Below are 20,954 nucleotides of genomic sequence, written 5' to 3' on the forward strand. Positions count from 1 at the left end.
ACCGCCATACCGCCGAGCGCCTCTTCGTTGGTCGAGAAGCGCCACCCTTCGATACCGCCGAGCACGATCCCCTTTCCCGCTGGTCGAGAAGCGCCACCCTTCGATACCGCCGAGCACGATCCCCTTTCCCGCTGGTCGAGGAGCGCCGAGCGAGCGCAGCGAGCACGACGCGTCTCGAGACCACCGCAACATGACGCTGGAAATTCACACCCAGCACCGGGTCACCACGTCTCGAGGCTCCTCGCCTAGCGGCTCGTCACACCTCGACGACCGGGGCAAGGGCCGGCCCCCTGATGATCAAGTCGAGGAGCGCCGGTCTCTTGATGCCCGCCGAGCGCGCCCCCTTCCCGCTGGAACCCGCCCCTACGAATACAACTTCCACCGGAGCGGACCACCGACCCCGAAAATCGCGGTTTTCGGGCCGATTTCGTGGAAGTTATATTCGTACCGGGCCGACACCCAGCACCGGGTCACCGCGTCTCGAGGCTCCTCGCCTAGCGGCTCGTCGCACCTCGACGACCGATCATGGGAGTCGCCCAGAAGGGGCGATCACCGGCAGGCCGGGACAGCCACCTTCATCTGCGGGGTGTCGACGAGGGGCTGGATGGGGACGTCGGCGGGGCCGTGCGCCGACGTCGGCTCCTCGAGGTTCATGGTGACGGTGACTTTCTGACCGGGCGGCACGCGCACCAGGGTCGAGACGTAGGGGCGGCCGTTGAGGGTTTCGTTGGTGTAGAGCGGGCCGACGCCGTCGACGGTCAGGGAGGTGACGGTCGCGCCTTTGGTGGTCAGCATCGCGACGTTGACGAGGTTCGTTCCGCGTGCCACCGAAAGGTTGGTGCCGTTGGGTGCGACGACATAGTCGGGCAGCGAAAGGTTGTCGAGAGTGTTGGTGAGCGTGACGGTCACCGTGCTCTTCCGCGAGTCCCCGCTGCATCCGGCGGCCTGATACGAGATCTCCCGGCGCAGGTAGTAGTCGAGCTTGTTACCGGCTGCGTTGGACAGCGCGACCTGGAGATACGGTGCGGACGTGTCCGGGATCTGGTGTCCGAGGTCGGTGGACTCCAGGATCTTCTGCTCGGCGGGATCGGCGCTGTACACCATGATCCGACGCTCATGCACCCCACGACCCAGCGCTTCGAGGAGTGCGCCGGTGTCGCCGCGGAAACCGGAGATCTGGCCGACGACGGCCCGGGAGATGCTCTGCAGATACGCTTTTCGCGCATCATTGTTGTCGGCGAAACGCTGATACGCCGTCGACAGCGTGATCGGGACGATGTTGTCGGCGGTGATCTTCTCCCCGCTCGGCAGCGTGACCGGCCCGGTCACCTTCAGGACGTAGCTCATCGCGATCGGGTCGAGCGCGACGGCACCGTCGAGTTGCTGTCCGGTCTGCGACTTCCAGTTGGCAATCCAGATCCGGGCGGCGTCGGGAAAGTTCGGGCTCAGATTGGAGTTGCGGAAATCGGTGTAGGGCTTGAACGAGTCGAACAGCCAGTCGTACTCCTGCCCCAGATCGATCTGCGGACGCGTCGGATTACGGAAGTCCGAGTTGGCGCCCAACGTCGGCGCGGTCACCCGGCCGTCGGTGGCGTTGATGATCGCGAACCCGCCGACGAGCCCGCCGGTCCCCCGAGACTCCGACGGCGTCTGCAAGGCGAGGATGTAGTTCCGCGGCCCGTCGGCGCCGAGCATCGACGGAACCAGTTGCGCGGCAGTATCGGTGCCCTGCACGGTGGTGTTGGCACGGTCGAGCAGGTCGACGAGCTGATTGCGGGCGTCGGCGACCGTGCCCGACCAAGTCGGATCGATCCCGGCTGCGCGGGCGGCGATCGCGTCGGACTTCTCCGCGATCGCCGCGAGCTGCGGTTGCGCCTGCCGCAGCGGGGCGGTGGAGATGGTGTCGCCGCGGCGCAGCTGTGACGGCGAGAGCACCGACGACAGATCCGCCGACGGCACCAGTACCTGGGAGGCGTAATCCGACACCGCTGAACTGATCTGGGTCACCGAGTCGAGTGGTTTGCCGAGCCACGGGATGGCCGCGGCCGCCGACCACACCACCCCGTCGGTGCGGTCTGCGGCACTACCCGCCTCGTCGGCCGCCGACTGCGCGGCCTGCTTGGCCGTCTTCTGGTCGCCGTCGAGGATCGCGGTGCGCGCGCGTTGCGCGTCGGCGCGCGCGGACTCCAACTCCCCCTTCGCCGCGAGCGCCGAATAGGCAAGCCACGCAACACCGATCACCACCACAGAGATGAGCACACCGATGATGATCCACAGCCACCGATTCCGCCACCACCGGGCGCGCGGCGTCTCGTCACCCGACGACGCCGACCCCGGGTCCTCCGGCGGCGGCGTACCGTCGTCGGCCACCGGCTCGACGGGCACCGGCTCCGGCACGCGACCACCGGGCAACTCCACAGCCGCACCGCCGGCCAGCCACGACGCCACGTCGAGCACCCGCGGTTCGATCTCGGCGAATACCCGCTCGAACGCCTCCTTCGGCTGTCCCATCGGGTCGACGATGTCGAGGCGCTCGGCGTTGGTGTCGATCCGTGCTCGCGACTCGATCACCGTCGACAGGCCGGCGCCGTCGAGTTCGCCGACCAGCTCCACGAACTCGTTGAGCGTGAACATCCGCTTCCACCGCGCGGGTGTCGTCCGCTGGCACGCGGCGCGGTGTTCGCGGGTCATCGTGAGCACCAGGTCGGCACCGTCGAGGATCTGCGGGCGAAGGTAGTGGGCTTCGAATCCGGCTGCGTCGTAGCCGTGTTCGTCGAGCACCTCGACCGACAGAGGATGCATCGGCGCACCGTTCTGCGCGCCGACACCCGCGCTGGTCACCGTCACCGACACCCCGGCGGTACCGGCGAGTGTCCGCAGAATGCGCTCGGCGATCGGCGACCGACAGATGTTGCCCGTGCACACGAACAGAATCGACTGGGGCCGGTCGCCCACTCCCGGACCGCTCTGTCCTTCGCTCACCAATGCTCCTCGAGTAGTTCCGCGATCTGCCGCATCGACGCCGGCCCACCAAGATCGGCGTGCGCACGACCGGTCTCGATCACCTCGACGTCACCGTCGAGATAGGGCGCCCACGCCTGCCTCTTCACGTCCACATCCATGCCGCCGTCGTTCGACGCCAGGTACAGGACCCTACCTGCGGTCACCGACGACGGCTGATGTCGGCGCAACCCATCGACGACGATCCCGATGCGGTGGGTGACGGTGGCCGCCAGGTCGGGGTCGGCGGCGGCGAGGGGCTGCAGCAGCTCGTCGAGCCGGGCCGCATCGTCGTCGGCGACGCCCTCGAGTTCGGCGGCGGCGACTTCGGCCGGGGTCCGTGGGTCGAGAAGCACCAGTAGCGCGATCTCTCCGCCACTCTCGACGATCTGCCGGGCGATCTCGTGGGCGAGCACCCCACCGTACGACCAGCCGATCAGTCGATACGGACCGTTGGGTTGGCGCTCGCGGATCGCGGTCACGTGACGTGCCGCGATGGCGGCCAACGACTCCGGCATCGCGTGCGCGGTGTCGAGGAGCTCGGGTAGTTGGACGCCGAGCACGCGGCGATCCGGCAGGGCGTGGGCCAGCGGGGCGTAATCGGTGACGATGCCCGTCACGGTGTGCACCACCCACAGCGGCGCGCTCTCCCCCACCATGGCCTTGCGCGCCGCGCTCTCCGCCGACAACTCCACCACCCGGTGCTCCAGCAGCCGGTCACCGCTGGCGACGACGCCGGCGGGTGTGGCGTGCGCGAACAGTTCGGCAACCGACATCCGCAACCCGGTACGGTGCTCGATCTCGTCACGTAACGCGATCAGCGCCAACGAGTTTCCGCCGGCGTCGAAGAAATCGTCGTCCATGCCGACCGGCACCCCGAGGACCGACTCGAACGCCGCGCACACCGCGTGTTCGTGGGCGGTGGCCGGTGCGCGACCGGATCGGGTCCATTGCGGCGGTGGGAGCGCAGCGTCGTCGATCTTGCCTGCGCTGGTGTGCGGTAACGCGGCGACGGCGATGATCTGCGCGGGCACCATGTGCCGCGGGAGCGTGCGGACGACCGCGCGGCGCATCTGCTCGACGCCGGCCGCGTCACCGACGACGTACGAGATCAGGGCGGCGCCGGCCGGACCCGGCCGGACGACGGTTGCCGCCTGTGCCGCCCCCGATCCCAAGAGCACGGCGTCGATCTCGGCGGGTTCGACGCGTTGCCCGCGGATCTTGATCTGTCGGTCGACGCGCCCCACATAGATCAGGCCACCGCCGCGCCGGTCCCAGCGCACGAGATCACCGGTGCGATAGAGCCGTTCGCCTCCGGGGCCGGCAACGAACCGTGCGGCGGTCTTGCCTGGATCACCCAGATATCCGCGCGCCAATCCGGTTCCGGCGACGTACAGTTCGCCGACCACACCGGGCGCCGCCGGCCGCAGCCGCCGGTCCAGAATGATCGTTCCGATGCCGGGCAGCGGGTATCCGATCCGATTCGGCTCGTCGGATCGATAGGGGGCGCCGGTCACCCAGACGGTCGCTTCGGTGGGACCGTACACGTTGTCGACCTCGGTGTGCGCCGACCACTGGTCGGCAAGGGTGCGCGGCAACGCTTCTCCCCCGATGAAAACGCGACGCATCGACGGCAACGCCGCGGGGTCGACGGTTTGCATCACCGACGGCGTCCCGAGTATCACGGTGGCGCTGACGTCCCGTAGCCACGCGGTCAGTTGGTTGCCGGCGCGCACCGTCGACGGCGCAACCACCAGTGCCGCACCCGCTCCGACCGCCGACAGGATCGCCATGATCGACGCGTCGAACGCCGGGCCGGTGGTGAACGCGACCCGGTCCAACACCGAGATGCCGCTCACCCTGGTGCAGCGGTGCAGTCCACGATGGGTGACCGCGACCGCGCTGGGGGTGCCCGTGGTGCCGGAGGTGGTGATGATGTAGGCGAGCGCATCGGGTGAGACCCGTTGTGCTGGAACAGGTGTGACAGGACCGTGAGGTTGGGGTGGAATATCGTGACGGGTCACCGGTCGGGCCTGCGCAAGCGCGAGGGTCTTCTCGATGCGGGCGGCCGGATGATCGACGTCGACGGCCACGATCACCGCCCCGAGCCGGCTCACCGCCCACCACGCCACCACCCATTCGACGGATCGGTCGATGAGCAGCCCGACCCGATCTCCCACGCGCACACCGCGGTCGGCGAAGCTGCGGACGGTCACCGAGACCCAGGCGTCGAGCTCGGCAAAGGTGAGATGCCGTACACCGTCGCCGACGGCCATCACGTTCGCATGCCGACGCACGGCCGCGTCGAGAATGTCGTGCAGCAGTGGCGGTTCGACGCTGTCGGGGGTGGCGCCCGCATGCTCGAGGATGAACTCCGACTCGCGCCGGCTCAGCAGACGGGTGGGGTCGAGGCGCTGTGTTCCGTCGCCGGTGACGATCTGCAGTGCGGTGCCGATTCTCCGGACGATCGTGTTGATCTGAGCCTCCGAGAACAGTTGTCGCGCATAGATCACGTCGATGCGGTGTCCCTCGGGGTCGAGTGCGATGATCACCTGCAGATCGAATTCGCTTCTCGGGCTGAACTCGTCGATGCCGGGCACGGTGCCGGCGGCTGCCGCTGAGCCCGACGCCATGGCTCCGTCGACCACCGAGAACATGATCTGCACCAGGGGATGTCGGCCGACGACGCGGGTGACACCGAGATGGTCGACGACGTCGTCGAAGGCGACGAGGGCATGGTCGGTGGCCGCGAGGTCGTCGTCGCGCACCATGTTGATGAGTTCCTCGACGGTACCGACGGCCCCGATCCGGGTGCGCACCACCACGGTCGACACGAGCATGCCGACCACCGACCGCCACCGGTCGTCGCCGCGCAGCGAGACGGGGGTGGCTATGGCGATGTCGTCGGCGCCGGCCTGCACGCTCAGCGCGAATGCTGTTGCCGCGTGCAGGATGTGGAACTCGGAGGCGTGGTGGACGCGTGCGGTGCTGCGGATCTTGTCGGTGAGCTGGCGGGTCAGGGTGCGACGCACGGTTGCCGTCGAGAGGTCACGCACGACGGGTCGGTGTTCGACGAGGCCGAGGTCGTCGGCGTATCCGTCGAGCGCTTGCTCCCAGAACTCCAGCTGGTCAGCACGTTCGGTACGTTCTCGCGCGTCGAGTTCTGCTGCGGCACCGAGAAAATCACCCGTCGACGGACCGAGTGGGGTGCCCATCACTGCGGCGGTGAGGTCGGCGGCGATCATGGCCGCGGATTCGCCGTCGATGCTGATGTGGTGTACGAGGATGCCCATCGCGAGTGGACGCTCGCCGGTGTCCGTGAGCACGCCGACGACGAGCGCCCGCACCGGCGGTTGGCCGGCGGAGTTGGCGGGCGGGAGGTGCAGCAGACCGGTCAGCACATCGGCGTCGAGTGAGTCAGCGGGGAGGATCTCGACATCGGGTGACCAGCCCTCGACGACCCGCTGGCACGGGCCACTCCCCGTGTCGCCGTAGGCCAGACGCAAAGCCTGGTGGCGGGCGATCACGGCGAGCAGAGCGTCGGCCGCCTTCTCAGCGGTCACGCCGTCGGGTACCGGCACCACGACGGGTACCGCATAGAGGGGTGCGGCCTCGGCCATGGACGCCGCGGTCCACAGTCGTCGTTGCGTCGGCGCCAGCGGCACCCACTCCCCGCCGACAGCGCCCTCCACACCCGCGACAGCACTCATTTCTCCGCCGACAGCGCCCTCCCCAGCGCCGACGGCGCTCACCACACCCGCGACAGCGCTCGCCAGGGCACGCGGCGTCGGGTGGTCGAAGACGAGCGCGGTCGGCACCCGCACGCCCAGGTCGCGTCCCAACCTCGACGACACCTGCGTCGCCGACAACGACGTGCCGCCGAGCGTGAAGAAGTCCTCGTCGGTCGCGACGTCGTCGACGCCGAGGATGTCGGCCATCACCGCGCGCACCGCCTCCACATCGTGCGAGTTCGGCTCGCCGACAGCCGCAATGGGCCGCGGCGTCACCTCCTCGGCCACCACCCCGGTCGGCAGCGCCGTCAGCTCGGGGAACGGTCGGTCGAGGTCGTCGGCCATCGCCGCGAGTGCCGCGCACACGTCGGTGAGCAGCGCATCGGCCACCTCGGCCGGCACCCGCGGTGAATACACCGCGGTCGCCTCGAGGTGCCCGTCGACGATGGTGATCACCAGCTCGGCGTCGAGTTTGGCGGCCACCGCATCTCCGTCGAGTGGCACGGGCTCCGCGCGCACCCCGTCGGCGAGGACTCCCGCGTTGAACACCCCCGCATTGAACACCCCTGCCCCGTCGAGCGCGGGCACCACGTCCTGGCCGACGAGCAGGATCGAGGTGAGCGGGTCGATGCCGTCGCGAGCACCGGGGCGGACGGCTGCGGCCACCGCCTCGTAGGGCACCTCGGCGTGGGCGAGGGCGTCGAGCGCGACGTCGCGCGCCTGCCGCACCGCCGACCGCATCGACGTGGTGGCGTCGATCCGGGTGCGCAGGGCGACGGTGTTGACGAACATCCCGACCACCGACTCCCACTGCGGTGCCGACCGCCCGTGCACGGGCATCGCGATGACCACGTCGTCGCGTCGTGCCCAGCGGCCGAGGACCGATGCCAGCGCGGCATGGGCTGCCTGGAACAATGTTGCCGATTCCCGTTGTGCCGCAGCGGTGATCGCGGTGGTGACGCCGGTGTCGAAGCGGTGGGTGATACGGCCACCCGGTCCGACGTCGCCGCCGACGCCGGGGGTGCGGAACGGGGCGGCCCCGTCCAACACCTGTTGCCAGTGGCGGATCTCGCGGGCGTAGCGGCTCGACGGATCGTCGGGGCGCCCGAGGAGCGCGAGATGCCACTGGGTGTAGTCACCGTAGGTGAGTGCGGGCGCCGCCAGTTCGGTGCCGGTGAAGGCCTGGGCGAGCTCGCCGAGGAGCAGTCGCACCGACCAGCCGTCGAGCGCGATGTGATGTGCGGTCACGGCCACATCGACGTGGTTGGCGCTCTCGAACAGGACTGCGCGAACACCGATTTCGCATTCCAGGTCGAAGGGCCGCGTGATCTCGTCCCGAATCGCCGCGCCCACATCACCGTTCACCCGGACGATGCGGACGTCGGCGCCGTCGGCGAGTCGCTGCCACGGCCCGTCGTCGATGACGGTCCGTAGGCTCTCGTGGCGCCCGAGTACCGCGACCATCGCCTTGGCGAGCCTGTCGACGTCGACGGCTCCGCTCAGCCGCACCACCAGCGGTACGTGGTACGCCGTCGACGAGGGAGCACGCAGATGCTGAATCCAGATGCGCCGCTGCGGGTATGCCAGCGGCAGCCGTTCGGGTCGGGGCAGGTGGCGTGGCACAGCGACCGGTACATCGGAGCCCACCGGGATTGCCGCGGCGAGGGCGGCGACGGTCCGCGTGTCGAACAGGGTGCGGACCGCGACGTCGGCGCCGAGACGTTCGGAAAGCCGGGAAGCGACCTGTGTCGCCGACAACGACGTACCGCCGAGGGCAAAGAAGTCGGCGTGCGCGTGCACCTCGTCGACGCCGAGGACCTCGCGGTACACGGCCGCCACCGTCCGCTCCACATCGGTGCGTGGGGCGACGATCTCCGCGACATCAGCCGCGAGGTCCGGGGCGGGCAGGCGGCTGCGGTCGATCTTGCCGGTCGGCCCGAGCGGCAGCCGATCGACGAGTGTGATCGACGCCGGAACCACGCTGCGCGGCAGCACCGTACGCACCTGTTCCCGCAGGCTCGCACCGTCCACGGGGGAACCCGGTGCCGGAATGACCCACGCGGCGAGCACCCGTTCACCGGCCGGGGTGCGACGGGCGGCGACGACGGCTTCGCTCACGTCCGCAAGACCGGCGAGCGCGGCCTCCACCTCGGCCGGTTCGATCCGGATGCCGCGCACCTTCAGCTGATCGTCGCGGCGACCGTGGATGACGAGGTCGCCGTCGGCGCGCCGGTGGACGAGGTCGCCGGTGCGATACATCCGCGTCCCATCGGGGCCGGCCACGAACGCGGCCGCCGTGCCAGCCGGGTCGTCGAGATAGCCTCGTGCCAGGGCACTTCCGCCGATATACAGTTCGCCGATCGTGTAGGCGGGTACCGGCCGCAACGCGTCGTCGAGGATGACGGCGTCGACTCCGGGCATGGTGGCGCCGATGGTGATCGGGCCATCGAGGCGGCACCGCGCGCTGGTGACGGCGACCGTCGTCTCGGTCGGCCCGTACTCGTTGCTGACGATGTGCCCGTGCGCCATCCACGTTCCGGCCAGCCGGGCGCTCAGCGCTTCCCCACCAACCGCGACGTGCCGGACCTCCGGCACCTGCGCGGGGCTGATCGTCGACAGCACCGACGGCGTCGTCAGCAGCACAGTGGTCTCGGTGTCGGCGATGTGGTCGGCGAGGTCGTCGCCGCCGATCACCTCCGGCGGGCAGATCACGACGCAGGCTCCTGCGGCAAGGACGGGCACGATGCCCATCAGGTGCGCGTCGAAACCGACGGCGTACGTGTGCATCACGCGGTCTAGGGGCGTCAGCTCGAGGCGTCGGACGGTGTCGCGGGCCCAGCCGGCGAGTCCGCGATGGGTGACGACGACGCCCTTGGGCCGGCCCGTGGTCCCCGAGGTGAAGGTGAGGTAGGCGGCGTCGTCGATGTGCAGCGGGCGCACCCGGTCGGCGCGGGTGAATCGTCGCCGTTCCCGCGAGTACAAGTAGGGGTTGTCGACAGCAATCACCGGCACCGCACCCACATCCGGCACCTCGTCGGCGACGAGCGTGAGAACCACGGCAGCACGGGCACGGTCGAGTATGTCGCGGCGTCGGGCTGCGGGGTCGGCGGGGTCGACGGCTACGAAGGCCGCGCCGGTCCGGGCGATCGCCACGGTGGCCACCACCCCGAACACCGACCGCGGCAGGTGACACGCCACCACCTGTCCAGGTCCGATCCCCTGCTCGCGCAGCCGCCACGCGAGCGCGTCGGCGAGGCGGTCGACGTCGCCGTAACGCAGCGCGGCACCGCATCCGGGGATGCGGTGCGCGGCGTCGTCGACGGCGATCGCCGACGGTGTGGCGAGCTGCGCGTCGAGCAGCTCGGCCAGCGTCTCCGGCGGTGGTGGCTCCACCCGCCAAACTGCCGGGCCACCGAGGAGGTCGGCCCCCGTCCGTTCGGGTTGTGCCACAGCCTGTTCGAGCGTGGCTCCGAGGAGCGAGGCGAGGGCATCGAGTCGAGGTTCGTCGGTGACCCGCTCCCCGCAGGTGAGGTCGAGGTGTGCTCGTCCGTCGCGGCGGTGGCTCATCACATCGATGCCGAACAGTGGTGCGGTGGCGCCGGAGTAGCGCGACGCCACGTCGTCGGGGACGGCGCCGAGGACGACGTCGAACAGTGGGCGTCCGGCGCGGTCGCGGTCGGGGTCGGCGATGCGGCCGATCGCCGACAGCGGCAGGTCGGCATGGGCGAGCGCACCGACGTCGGTGGCGGTGACCCTGGTGAGGAGGTCGGTGAAGGGGATGTCGAGGTCGATGCGGGAGTGCAGCGGGACGGCGCGGGCGAAGAGTCCGGGGACGTCGGCCAGGCGCGGGTCAACCCGCCCGGACAGTGCGGTGCCGATGGTGACGACGTCGCTGCCGGACTGTCGGGCGAGGATCATCGCGAGGACGGTGTGCAGCACGATGAATGGGGTGCTGCGCGCATCGGCGGCGAGCGCGTCGAGTTGCGCGGTGGTCTCGGTCGCGAGCACCACCGCGCTGTGGCGGGGCCGGCCGCCGGCGGGTGCACCGAGGTCGATTTCGGGGAGTTGCAGCGTGGCAACGGGTTCGGCGAACACCGATGTCCAGTAGGCGGTGAGTTCGGCTCGGCGGGCGTCGAGGGTGTCGAGGCGCCACTGGGTGTAGCGCCGGTAGTCGACGGCCGGAAGGGTGGGCGCGGTCAGCGCCGACCGCAGGATCGGCAGCGTTTCGCCATCGGCGACGATGTGGTGGACGACCACGAGAATCCATGTGGTGGCGTCGTGTTCGACGAAGGAAAGGCGCCACGGGAGGCTGGTCGTCAGGTCGATGGGTTCGGCCAGCGCGGCGAGTGCCTCGCCGACGTCGGCGACCTCGGTGACCGCGAGCGCACCCAGATGGGCGCGGACGTCGGCGTCGGTCCAGCGCTCTTGGTAGGGCGTGCCGTCGTCGGCGATCGGGAAGCTGGTGCGCAGCGCGTCGTAGGTCAGGGCGACGGAGGTGAGTGCGCCGCGCAGGTCGTCGATGCTGCCGTCCCAGATCTCGGCGACCGGGATCGCCATGGTCATGAGGTATCCGGTGCGGTCGGGTTCAGCACGCCACCGCAGCCACAGGTCTTCCTGCTCGGGCGCCAGCGGAAGCCGATCGGGTTGGGGGCGAACACCATCCAGATCGGGAACAACGTCCGTCATCACGGCATCCAGCGCGGCCAGATCCCGGACGGTGGGTGCGGCGAAGACGTCGGTCACCGAGATCGCGAGCCCGGATTGGGTCAACCGGCTGGCCAGGCGTGCCGCCGACAGCGAGTTGCCGCCCACGGCAAAGAAGTTGGTGTCGGCGGTGATGGGCGGTGCATCGCCGAGGGTGGCGGCCATCGCGTCGGCAATCAGCTGTTCGCGATCGGTCAGCTCCCCCGGATCGCTCACGTCGGGCGCAGTGAGGCCGCGCAGCAACGCTTCCCGATCGAGCTTGCCGTGTGCGGTCAGCGGCCACCGGTCGACAAATCCGATCCGCGCGGGCACCTGATGCGCGGGAAGTGCTGCGGCACAAGCATCCATAAGGGTCGACTCGTCGGCGTCGCCGATCACGAATCCGACGAGCCGCTCGTCACCGGGCTGCGCACCCGAGTCGACGACGACCCGTGCGTCGTTAACGCCGGGCACGGATCGGAGTACCGCCACGACGGCGGCGGGTTCGACGCGGTATCCACGAATCTGCACTTGATCGTCGGTGCGGCCGAGGTAGGCCAGTCGGCCGTCGGACAGGCGACGCACCAGATCGCCGGTGCGGTAGCGGCGTGTGCCGTCGGGTGCGGCGACGAAGCGTGCCGCGGTCTCGGTGGGGTCGACGTATCCGCGGGCGAGTTGTGTTCCGGTGAGGTACAACTCGCCGCGTCCGCCGATCGGCACCGGCCGGTCCTGTACGTCGAGGACTTCCGCGCCGACGCCTGCGAGTGGTCGGCCGATGAGGGGTCGGTGGTCGCCGACGTCGATGTCGCCGCCGGTCACCTGGACGGTGGTTTCGGTGGGACCGTACATGGTGACGAGCCGGACGTCGGGATGCAGGAGTGCCCACTGCTGCAGTGCGGTCGGGTCGAAGGCTTCGCCGCCGAGCACCAGGCACCGCAGCGTGCGTAGCCGGTGTGTGCCGATCGTCGGGTCGGTGAGCCGGACGAACGACGTGGGCGTGTGGGCGAGGATGGTGACGCCGCGGTGGTCGAGGGCGTCGACGAAGCGCTCGACGTCGATGACGTCGTCGCGGCGCACGATCGCGACGGTGCCGCCCGAGGTGAGCGCCCCGAAGATCTCCCACACCGACACGTCGAAGGTGGGGGCATGGGTGCACGCCCACACGTCGCCCGGTCGGGGGTCGATCAGGTCGCGGGAGGCGGCGAGCATGGCGGCCAGCCCGGCGCGGGTGGCAATGACGCCCTTGGGTGTTCCCGTCGAGCCGGAGGTGTGCATGACGTACGCATCGCCCGGGGCCGTCGCCCTCTCGCATCGCGCGAGCATCGCCGCGACCCGCTCCTGCGGCGCGGCCGGGTCGATCGGCACGACCACCGCGTCGGCCATCAGCACGCCGACCATCGCGACGACCGCATCCACCGACGGCGGCAACGTCAACGGCACTTGATCACCGGCCCCCACGCCGCTGTCCGCAAGATCCGCGGCATACGCACTCGCCCGCGCCAGCAGGTGCGCATACGTCAGCGAACCGTGTTCATGCGCAACGGCGGTCGCCTCCGGATGACGCGCGGCCACGCTCCGCAGCAGGTCGAGCACATCGGCGGGTTCGGCGGTGTGGGCAGGCGACTCGATGGGCTCGGCGGCAGGCAACAGATCTTCGACGCGAGCATCCGCGGCCCTCGCCAGCCCGCGTAGCACCGCGACGAATCGTTGCAGCAGAACAGGTCCGGCGGCGGGGTCGACGTGGTGCTCCGCGACTGACAGCGCGATGGTCATGCCGGTGCCGGTGTCGCGGACGGTGACGTCCAGCGCGGTGCGCGCCTGCCCGGTGGGCAATGCCTCGTACTCGGCGATACCCGGCGGAATCGGCGGTGTGACGTCGTGGTCGAGGAGCACAGGTGGCACGGTGACCGGTGCGGTGTCGGCGTGCGCCATACCCGCGGCGAATGTAGTGTGCGCCTGCGCCAGCGCGTCATCGACACGCGACGAACGAATGCCGCTGGCGCGCAGCGGAACCGTGCGTGCGAGCATCCCGACCAGGCCATGGGTGGCCGGGTCGTCGCGGCCGGCGACGGGGATGCCGATGACGGTGTCGTCGGTGCCGGTGATCTCGGCGAGGGTGGCGGCGAGCGCCACCCAGAGCAGCGCGTACACGGTGGTTCCGGCGTCGGCGGCCCGCTGTGCCAGGGCGGCGGCGGTGGCCGCGTCGAGCGTCGAGTGCTCCACCACCGCCGGTCCGGCGGTCAGCCCGGTGGGGTGCGGGTCGGGCGGCTCGGGCAGTGCGAGTGTGGTGGGGGCACCGGCGAGGTGGGTGGTCCAGTAGTCGGCGTCGGCCGGCACACGTCGCGCGGCCAAAAGCGGTTGCGGCTCGGGCCACTGCGGTGCCACGCCGTCGCGTCGGGCGTCGAGGGCGTGCAGGAAGTCGGTGACCAGCACCGGCACCGACCATCCGTCGACGACGATGTGGTGGGCCACCAGGACCAGCTCGGCGCCGTCCGCGGAGATCACGGCCCGCCAGCCACAGTCGATGCTCAGGTCGAACGGGGTGCGCACCGCCGGGCGCTCATCCAGGTCGGTGATCGGCGTGATCTCTTCCGCCGAAAGCACCCGTGGCACAGGCTCCCCGTCGACCTCGGGGTAGATCGTCCGCAACGCCTCATGCCGATCGGCGACGTCACGCAGCGCAGTCGCGAGCACTCCCCGACCGGCGCTGCCGGTCAACCGGATTCGCACGGCGAGATGATAGGCCGCGGATGGTTCGACGCGGTTGAGGATCCACAGCGCCCGTTGTGCCGCAGAGAGTTGCGCCAGCGGCTCACCCACCGCCACCTCACCGGGCCGAGCCATCAGCGTGGTGAGCGCCGACACCGTCGGATGGGCGAACACGTCGCCGACGGTGACCCACCGCTGCGGTCCGCTGAGTTTGGCGGCCAGCCGCGCCGCCGACAGCGAGTTGCCGCCCAGGGCAAAGAAGTTGGCGTCGGCGTCCACTACGTCGACGCCGATGACCTCTTCGATCACCGCGGCGACCTGCTGTTCGGCGTCGGTGAGCGGTCGTGTGGGTGCGGCTGTGGCGGTGATCGCCGTGAGGAGCGATGCGCGGTCGAGTTTCCCGGTGTCGGTGACGGGCCACGAGGCGACGACGCCGATGCGCGACGGCACCGCATAGGCGGGGAGCTGGGCGGCGCACTCGGTGCGGAGGACGGCCTCGTCCAACGAGTCAGGGCCGGTGACCGCGGCGACGAGCCGTTCGTCGCCGGCACGATTGCCGGGTTCGACGAGGACGCGCGCATCGGTGACGCCGGGTAGTCGGCGCAGGACGGCGGCGATCTCGGCGGGTTCGATGCGGTGGCCGCGCAGCTGGATCTGGTCGTCGGTGCGGCCGAGGTAGGCGAGGCGGCCGTCGGGCAGGATGCGCACGAGGTCGCCGGTGCGGTACATGCGTGCGCCGGTCTGTTCGGGGTCGGCGACGAAGCGGGTGGCGGTCGCCGCGGCCGCGTTGAGGTAGCCGCGGGAGACCTGCCGCCCGGAGACGTACAGTTCGCCGCGCCCGCCGGCGGGGACGCGGCGTCCACGGGCGTCGCGGACCGAGAGGTGCACGCCGTCAAGCGGTGTGCCGATGATGCTGCGGGCGTCGGTGGTGTCGACGTCGGCGGCGGTGAGATGCACGGTGGTCTCGGTGATGCCGTACATGTTGATCAGGCGTGTGCCGGAATGGGTTGCCGCCCAATCATGTAGCGCGGTGGGGTGGAGGGCTTCGCCGCCGAAGACGACGGTCCGCAATGCCGGCAGATCGCCGTCGTCGCCGACGATCTCGGGGTCGGTGAGCCGGGCGAAGGCGGTGGGAGTCTGCGACAAGATGGTGACGCCGTGGGTGGCGAGGGCGTCGAGGAGTAGGCGTGGGTCGCGGACGGTGGTGCGGTCGAGCACGGCGATGCGTCCGCCGGAGGCCAACGCCCCGAAGATCTCCCACACGGAGAAGTCGAAGGCGTAGGAGTGCGCCCAGCTCCACACGTCGGTGGGTCCGGCGCCGACCGCGTCGAGGGTGGCGCCGAGCATGGTGGCGAGGTTGTCGCGGCTGACGCTGACGCCCTTGGGTGTTCCGGTGGAGCCGGAGGTGAAGATGACGTACGCCTCGCCGGGCGCGCGATGGTCGGCACTGGTCGAGGGACCGCGGGCTTCGACGTGCAGGTCGTCACCGATGATCGCGACGGGGGTTGCGGCGTCAAGGAGTTCGTCGATGCGTGACTGCGGGTGGTCGGGGTCGATGGGGACGTAGGCGGCGCCGGCCATCAGGACGGCGACCATTGCGATGATGGTGTCCGACGATCGGCCCATCTGCAGGGCGACGCAATCGCCGTCGCGGACCCCGGTGCGCAGCAACGTGATTGCGAGCGTGCGAGCGCGGGCGGCGAGTTGGCTGTAGGTGAGGTCGCCGCGTGTGTCGGTCACGGCGATGGCGTGCGGGGTGCTCCGGGTGTGCGGGATGAGTGCGCGGATAGGGTCGAGGGTGGGGGTGCGTCGCGGAGTCGGTTCGGCAGCGGCGACCGGCGGTAGCTGCTGCCCGATCACCGTGTCGGCGGTCGCGTCGGCGAGCTGGGTGACGGCCTCGACGAACGCGTCGAGGAGTAGTGCTGCGCCGGCCGGGTCGACGCGGTGCTCGTCGACGGTCATCCGGATGTCGATGCCGTCGGTGGTGTCGGTGATGGCGAATTGAAGTGCGGTCTGGGCGAATCCGGTATCGAGGGGGCGGACGGTGCGAAGCAGGGTGCCGGTGGTGTCGGAGACGTCCGGGAGTGTGACGGCTGTGGTGACGAGTACGTCGGCCAGACCGGCGGGTGCGGCGTCGGCGTGACGTACCGCCTCGGCGAGTGTGGCGTCGGTGCGCGTCAGCGCTTCGCCGAGCCGCTGGTCGAGGGTGCCGGTGTGTCGTAGGGGCAGGGTGCGCACGAACATGCCGACGCGACCGAGGTCGGCGGTGGTGGCGCGGCCGCTGGTCGGCAGGGACAGCACGACGTCGTCGAGCCCGGTAACCCGGGCGAGTACGGCGGCCAGCGTGACCCGCATCAAGGCTGTGACGGTGCCGCCGGCTGCTGCGGCGGTCTGCGCGAGGCGTTCACGAGAGGTGGTGTCGAGGTGGCGGTGGCTATAGCTCACGGGCCCGGGCCGCGCGGGTTCGGGCAGTGCCGATCGGTCGGGTGCGCCGTCGAGGTGGGTGCTCCAGAAGTTCTGCGCTGCAGTCGTGTCGGTGGGGTCGGGGGTGATCGACGCGCTGAACGGGGCTGCCGGGCTGGGCCAGCTGGGTGCGTGGCCGTCGCGGCGGGCGTCGACGGCGGTGAGGAAGTCGGTGACGAGGATGGGGAGGGAGGCGCCGTCGACGGCGATGTGGTGGGCGACGAGGACCACCGAGATGGCGTCGCCGGAGTCGTCGATGGTGGCTCGCCAGGCGGGGCCGGCGCTGAGGTCGAACGGCGCGGTGGCTGCGGCGTGGATGCCGGGCTCGTCGAGGGGTGCGGTGGTTACGGGTAGATGGTCGGCGAGGTGTGCGGCGGAAAGGACTCGCGCGGTGGCTGTTCCGTCGTCGGCGGCGTCGAAGACGGTGCGCAGCGCCTCGTGCCGGGTGGCGACGTCGGTGAGCGCTGCGGTCAGCACGGACGTGGTGATCGCCGGCGCGAACTCGAGGTGGACGGGCAGGTGGTAGGCGGCGTCGGCGGGGTTCAGGCGGTGTGCGAGCCAGAGTTCTTGTTGGGGGCGGGTGGGTCGGTAGTGGTCGCGGGTGGTCTGCGGGGTGAGTGCGGGGGCGGTGTGTGTCGGTGCGGCGGCGAGTCGGGCGGCGATGTCGCGCAGTGTGGTGGCCGCGGTGATGTCGGCGATGGTGAGGACGCGGCCGGTGGCGGTGGCGAGGCGTCCGACGATCTCCATCACCGACAGCGACGTTCCGCCGAGGTCAATGACGGAGGCGAGCATCGACGGCTCGTCGACGTCCAGCACAGCGGATACGGTTGCGGCGACCAGAGTTTCGTCAGCGTCGGTGGGTGGCTCGTAGGCGATCGGTGTGATCGGGATCTGCGCGAGGAGGTTGGCGACGGCTCGTCGATCGAGTTTGCCGGTGGTGCCGAGCGGGAGTTCGTCGACGGCGACCACGCGGCGTGGCCACATCATCGACGGCAGTGTTGCGAAGAGGTGCTGGCGCACGGTGGCGGCGAGGGCGGTGGGGTCGTCGGTGTCGGTGGTGATCGCGACGTCGATGGTGGTGCCCTGTGTGTTGTGGACGGCGATGGCGACGGCTGCGTCGACGCCGTCGACATCGGCGGCGGTGCGTTCGATTTCGGCGGGTTCGATGCGGACGCCGTGGACGGAGATCTGGTCGTCGTTGCGGCCGTGGAATTCGAGGAGACCGGTGGTGGGGTCGATGCGGGCGAGGTCGCCAGTGCGGTACATGCGGGTGCCGGGTTGCCAGGGGCAGGCAACGAATCGGGCGGCGGTGAGATCGGTGCGGCCGAGGTATCCGAGCGCGAGTTGCGCTCCTGCGAGATAGATTTCGCCGATCATCCCGGTCGGTTGTGGGCGGAGCCGGTGGTCGAGGAGGTAGGCGGCCATCCCGTCGACGGCGGCGCCGATCGGGGTGGGCCGGTCGGTGGGGATCGGTGCGTCCAAGGTGGCGACGGTCGCGTACAGCGTGGCCTCGGCCGGCCCGTAGGTGTTGCGCAGGATGCGTTGTGGCGAGACCTGATTCGCGACAGCCGGCGGCAGTGTTTCACCGATGGTGCCGACCACCCACGGCAGTTGATGGGTGGGGATGCGCGCGATGAGCGACGGGGTGGCGTACAGGTGGGTGACGGCGTTCTCGACGAGTGCTGCGCCGAGGCCGGCGTCGATCGACGGAATCGGCACCAGGGTGTAGCCGAGTCCCGCGCAGGCGAGCATCTCGAAGTGCGCGATGTCGAAGGCCGGTGACGCCACCGCCGCCAGCCGTCCCGGCCCGTTCCCGTCGTCGAGCAGCGACTCCGCATCCCGAATCAGGTTCGCCAGTCCCCGATGCGGTACCGCAATACCTTTGGGCTCCCCCGTCGTCCCCGACGTGAACACCACATACGCCACGTCGTCCACCCCCGGCTTGTCCCCGACACCCTCTATCCGGTGGTCGAGGTGCGAGGCGCCCCCAGGCGCCGAGCCTCGAGACCGCCGCAGCCCACCGCTGGAACCCGCCGAATCGCCGACACCATCGCCCCGCTGGTCGGCGCTCTTTGATCGATGGTCGAGGTGCGAGGCGCCCCCAGGCGCCGAGCCTCGAGACCCCCGCAGCCCACCACCAAACTTCACTCCCTCCTCCGACACCACACACACCGGCCCCGCCACCCGCAGGATCGTCTCCACCCGCACCCGCATGAGCGAAGGATCAACAAGCAGTATCGCCGCCCCACTCCGCGCAACCGCCCACCACGCAACCACCTGTTCAACCCCGCGCGGCAGCGTGATCGCCACGGTCTCCCCCGGGCGCGCCCCATACCCGCGCAACTCTTCGGCGAACTCCGTTGCCCGCTCATCGAGTTCAGCGAACGTCAACGCGTCTTCGCCACACGCTCCGCCGTCGACGGCAATCCGATCACCGAACCGCTCGATGGTCTCATCGAGAATCTCCGTCAACACCCGCGGCCGGCCCGGCGTCGACACCGCAGCCGGCTCCTCCACCACCATCGGCAGATCGTCGACAGCCACCTCCCCACCGTTGACCAACGCCGACGCCACCTCCCCCACCAGCGCGACGATCTGCCGATGATGCTCGACGACGTCAGCGTCGTCGTACCGATTCGGGTTCGCTTCGAGTTCGACGACGAGCGAACCGTCCACGCTCGGGTCGCCGTCGGTGTCGGGATAGATGTTGAGCGACAGGTCGTCGACGGGTCCGGTGGTCAGCGAGTGGAAGGTGGCGGTGACCTCTCCGAACTGGATCTTCCGCTCGAACATCATGATGTTGAGTACGGGTCCGGTGATGGGGCTGCCGTGGTCGGCGACGATGTCGTCGCGCCGGTAGCGCTGATGCCGCAGTGCGCCCATGAGCGCGCTTTGCGTGGAGCGCAGTGCATCGCCAACGGCCGTCGCCGAACCCACCCCGGTCCGCACGGGCACGAAGTTCAGTGTCGGCAGCGGGGTATTCCGTAGAGCAGCGACAGTTCTCGCAGCGACCGCGAGATCGATAACGACGTCATCACTGTCGGTGGTGCGAGCGAAGTAAGCGGCCAGTGTGGTCGCGATGAGCGCTGGGAGTGTGGTGGTGCGCTCCTCCGCAGCACATCGCAACGTGGCCATCGTCGCCGCAGGAATCGACGCCGACACCCTCCGATTGATCGCGGACGGAGGCCCAACCCTCACCGACGGGGACGGTGTACCGCCGCCAACACCGTCGAGCATGGCGCGCCAGTAGTCGCGGTCGGTCTTGAACCGACGTGAGGCGCGGTAGCCTGCGTCGGCGCGAGCGGGGGCGCGCAGGTCGGGAATGGTTGGAACGCTGACATCGGGAGAGCCGTCGAGGATCTCACCGATTCTTGCAAGCCCGCGGATCATGTAGTTGACTGCACCGAGCCCGTCCGTGACGATGTGGTGCGTCCGTTGGAAAAGCACGAATCGGGTGCTGCTGAGCTCGAACAGAATCCCGCGAGCGAGTCTGTCGACGAATGGATCGACAGGTTTGCACACGTCCTCGCGCATCATATCCAGCGCACTGCCGAACGGATCTTCCTCGTTCCGGAGGTCGATGTCCTCGACGAAATCGTGCAGTGTCGGGTCGTACACCCCGCTCGTGCCGAAAGCATATGTACGCAGGGTGATCTGCGCTGCACGACCGACACGGACCTCGTCGCGCAGTGCATCCAGGAATCGAGCTGCATCAAGTCGACCTTCGAGAACTACGTAGTTCGCGACGTTCAGCGGAACGCTCGGTACCGCGGATTGCCGCTGCAGCAACGTTTTCTGTGCGTCGTTGAGCGGGAAGTCGTACCGGTCGTCAGTCGGGACGGTAGTCATGCGCCACCCCAGGAGCGGACTCGCAAGGCCACCATCGCCCGCGCTATCGCGGTCGCAAGGATAGATAAGCAACTCAAGCTGGTGCGCACCCGCAGATGTATCGACTCAGGAGGGCGTAGATCAGGGACGAGGGTGCTGAAGCAGGCTGGGTTGACAAAGCAGTCACAAGCAAGACCAAAGCGTCGTCCCAGACCACCGCGATAGCTCTCCACACGCCCGGAGGGCTGAGCGAGTCCCAGCTGAAGTACAGGACTCCCGATCCGCCCGCAGGGGCGGCGCCATGAGCCCCCACTCTGAAGCGCAGCCATCCCCGGAAACTCACCACCTGTAGGCACGTCGCCAACCGAAGTGAATTGCACGAAAAGGCCGAGCCGTCTGTCGACCATCTCGAGAAGTGCTACCGCATGTGGGACGAGGACTAAAGTTATAACGAACTCGGATCTCCGTAGCTTGGTGGGGGCCGACACCCTGAATATCGGGCCCGCAAGAATCAGATGCACGTGGATGCCGGCTGACCAC

Annotated in this window: 2 protein-coding genes; both read right to left on the reverse strand. The window is 69.6% G+C overall.

What is annotated here, in order from left to right; genetic code table 11:
* Positions 1-549 precede the first annotated feature (549 nt).
* Positions 550-2,982 carry a DUF4012 domain-containing protein gene (locus GOPIP_RS17430; RefSeq protein WP_006371067.1) on the reverse strand — a complete coding sequence of 811 codons (2,433 nt, stop codon included), beginning with the start codon at positions 2,980-2,982 and terminating at the stop codon, positions 550-552.
* Complete coding sequence (locus GOPIP_RS17435) at positions 2,979-20,435, reverse strand: non-ribosomal peptide synthetase (RefSeq protein ID WP_006371068.1); 17,457 nt, start codon at positions 20,433-20,435, stop codon at positions 2,979-2,981. The genes GOPIP_RS17430 and GOPIP_RS17435 overlap by 4 nt, the downstream gene beginning before the upstream one ends.
* Positions 20,436-20,954: the final 519 nt, after the last annotated feature.

The organism is Gordonia polyisoprenivorans NBRC 16320 = JCM 10675 (assembly GCF_000241325.1).
Lineage (GTDB): Bacteria > Actinomycetota > Actinomycetes > Mycobacteriales > Mycobacteriaceae > Gordonia > Gordonia polyisoprenivorans.

Bases quoted from the DNA above. Each gene is read 5' to 3' on its own strand.
- GOPIP_RS17435 (WP_006371068.1), bottom strand. From the start codon at position 20,435: ATGACTACCGTCCCGACTGACGACCGGTACGACTTCCCGCTCAACGAC.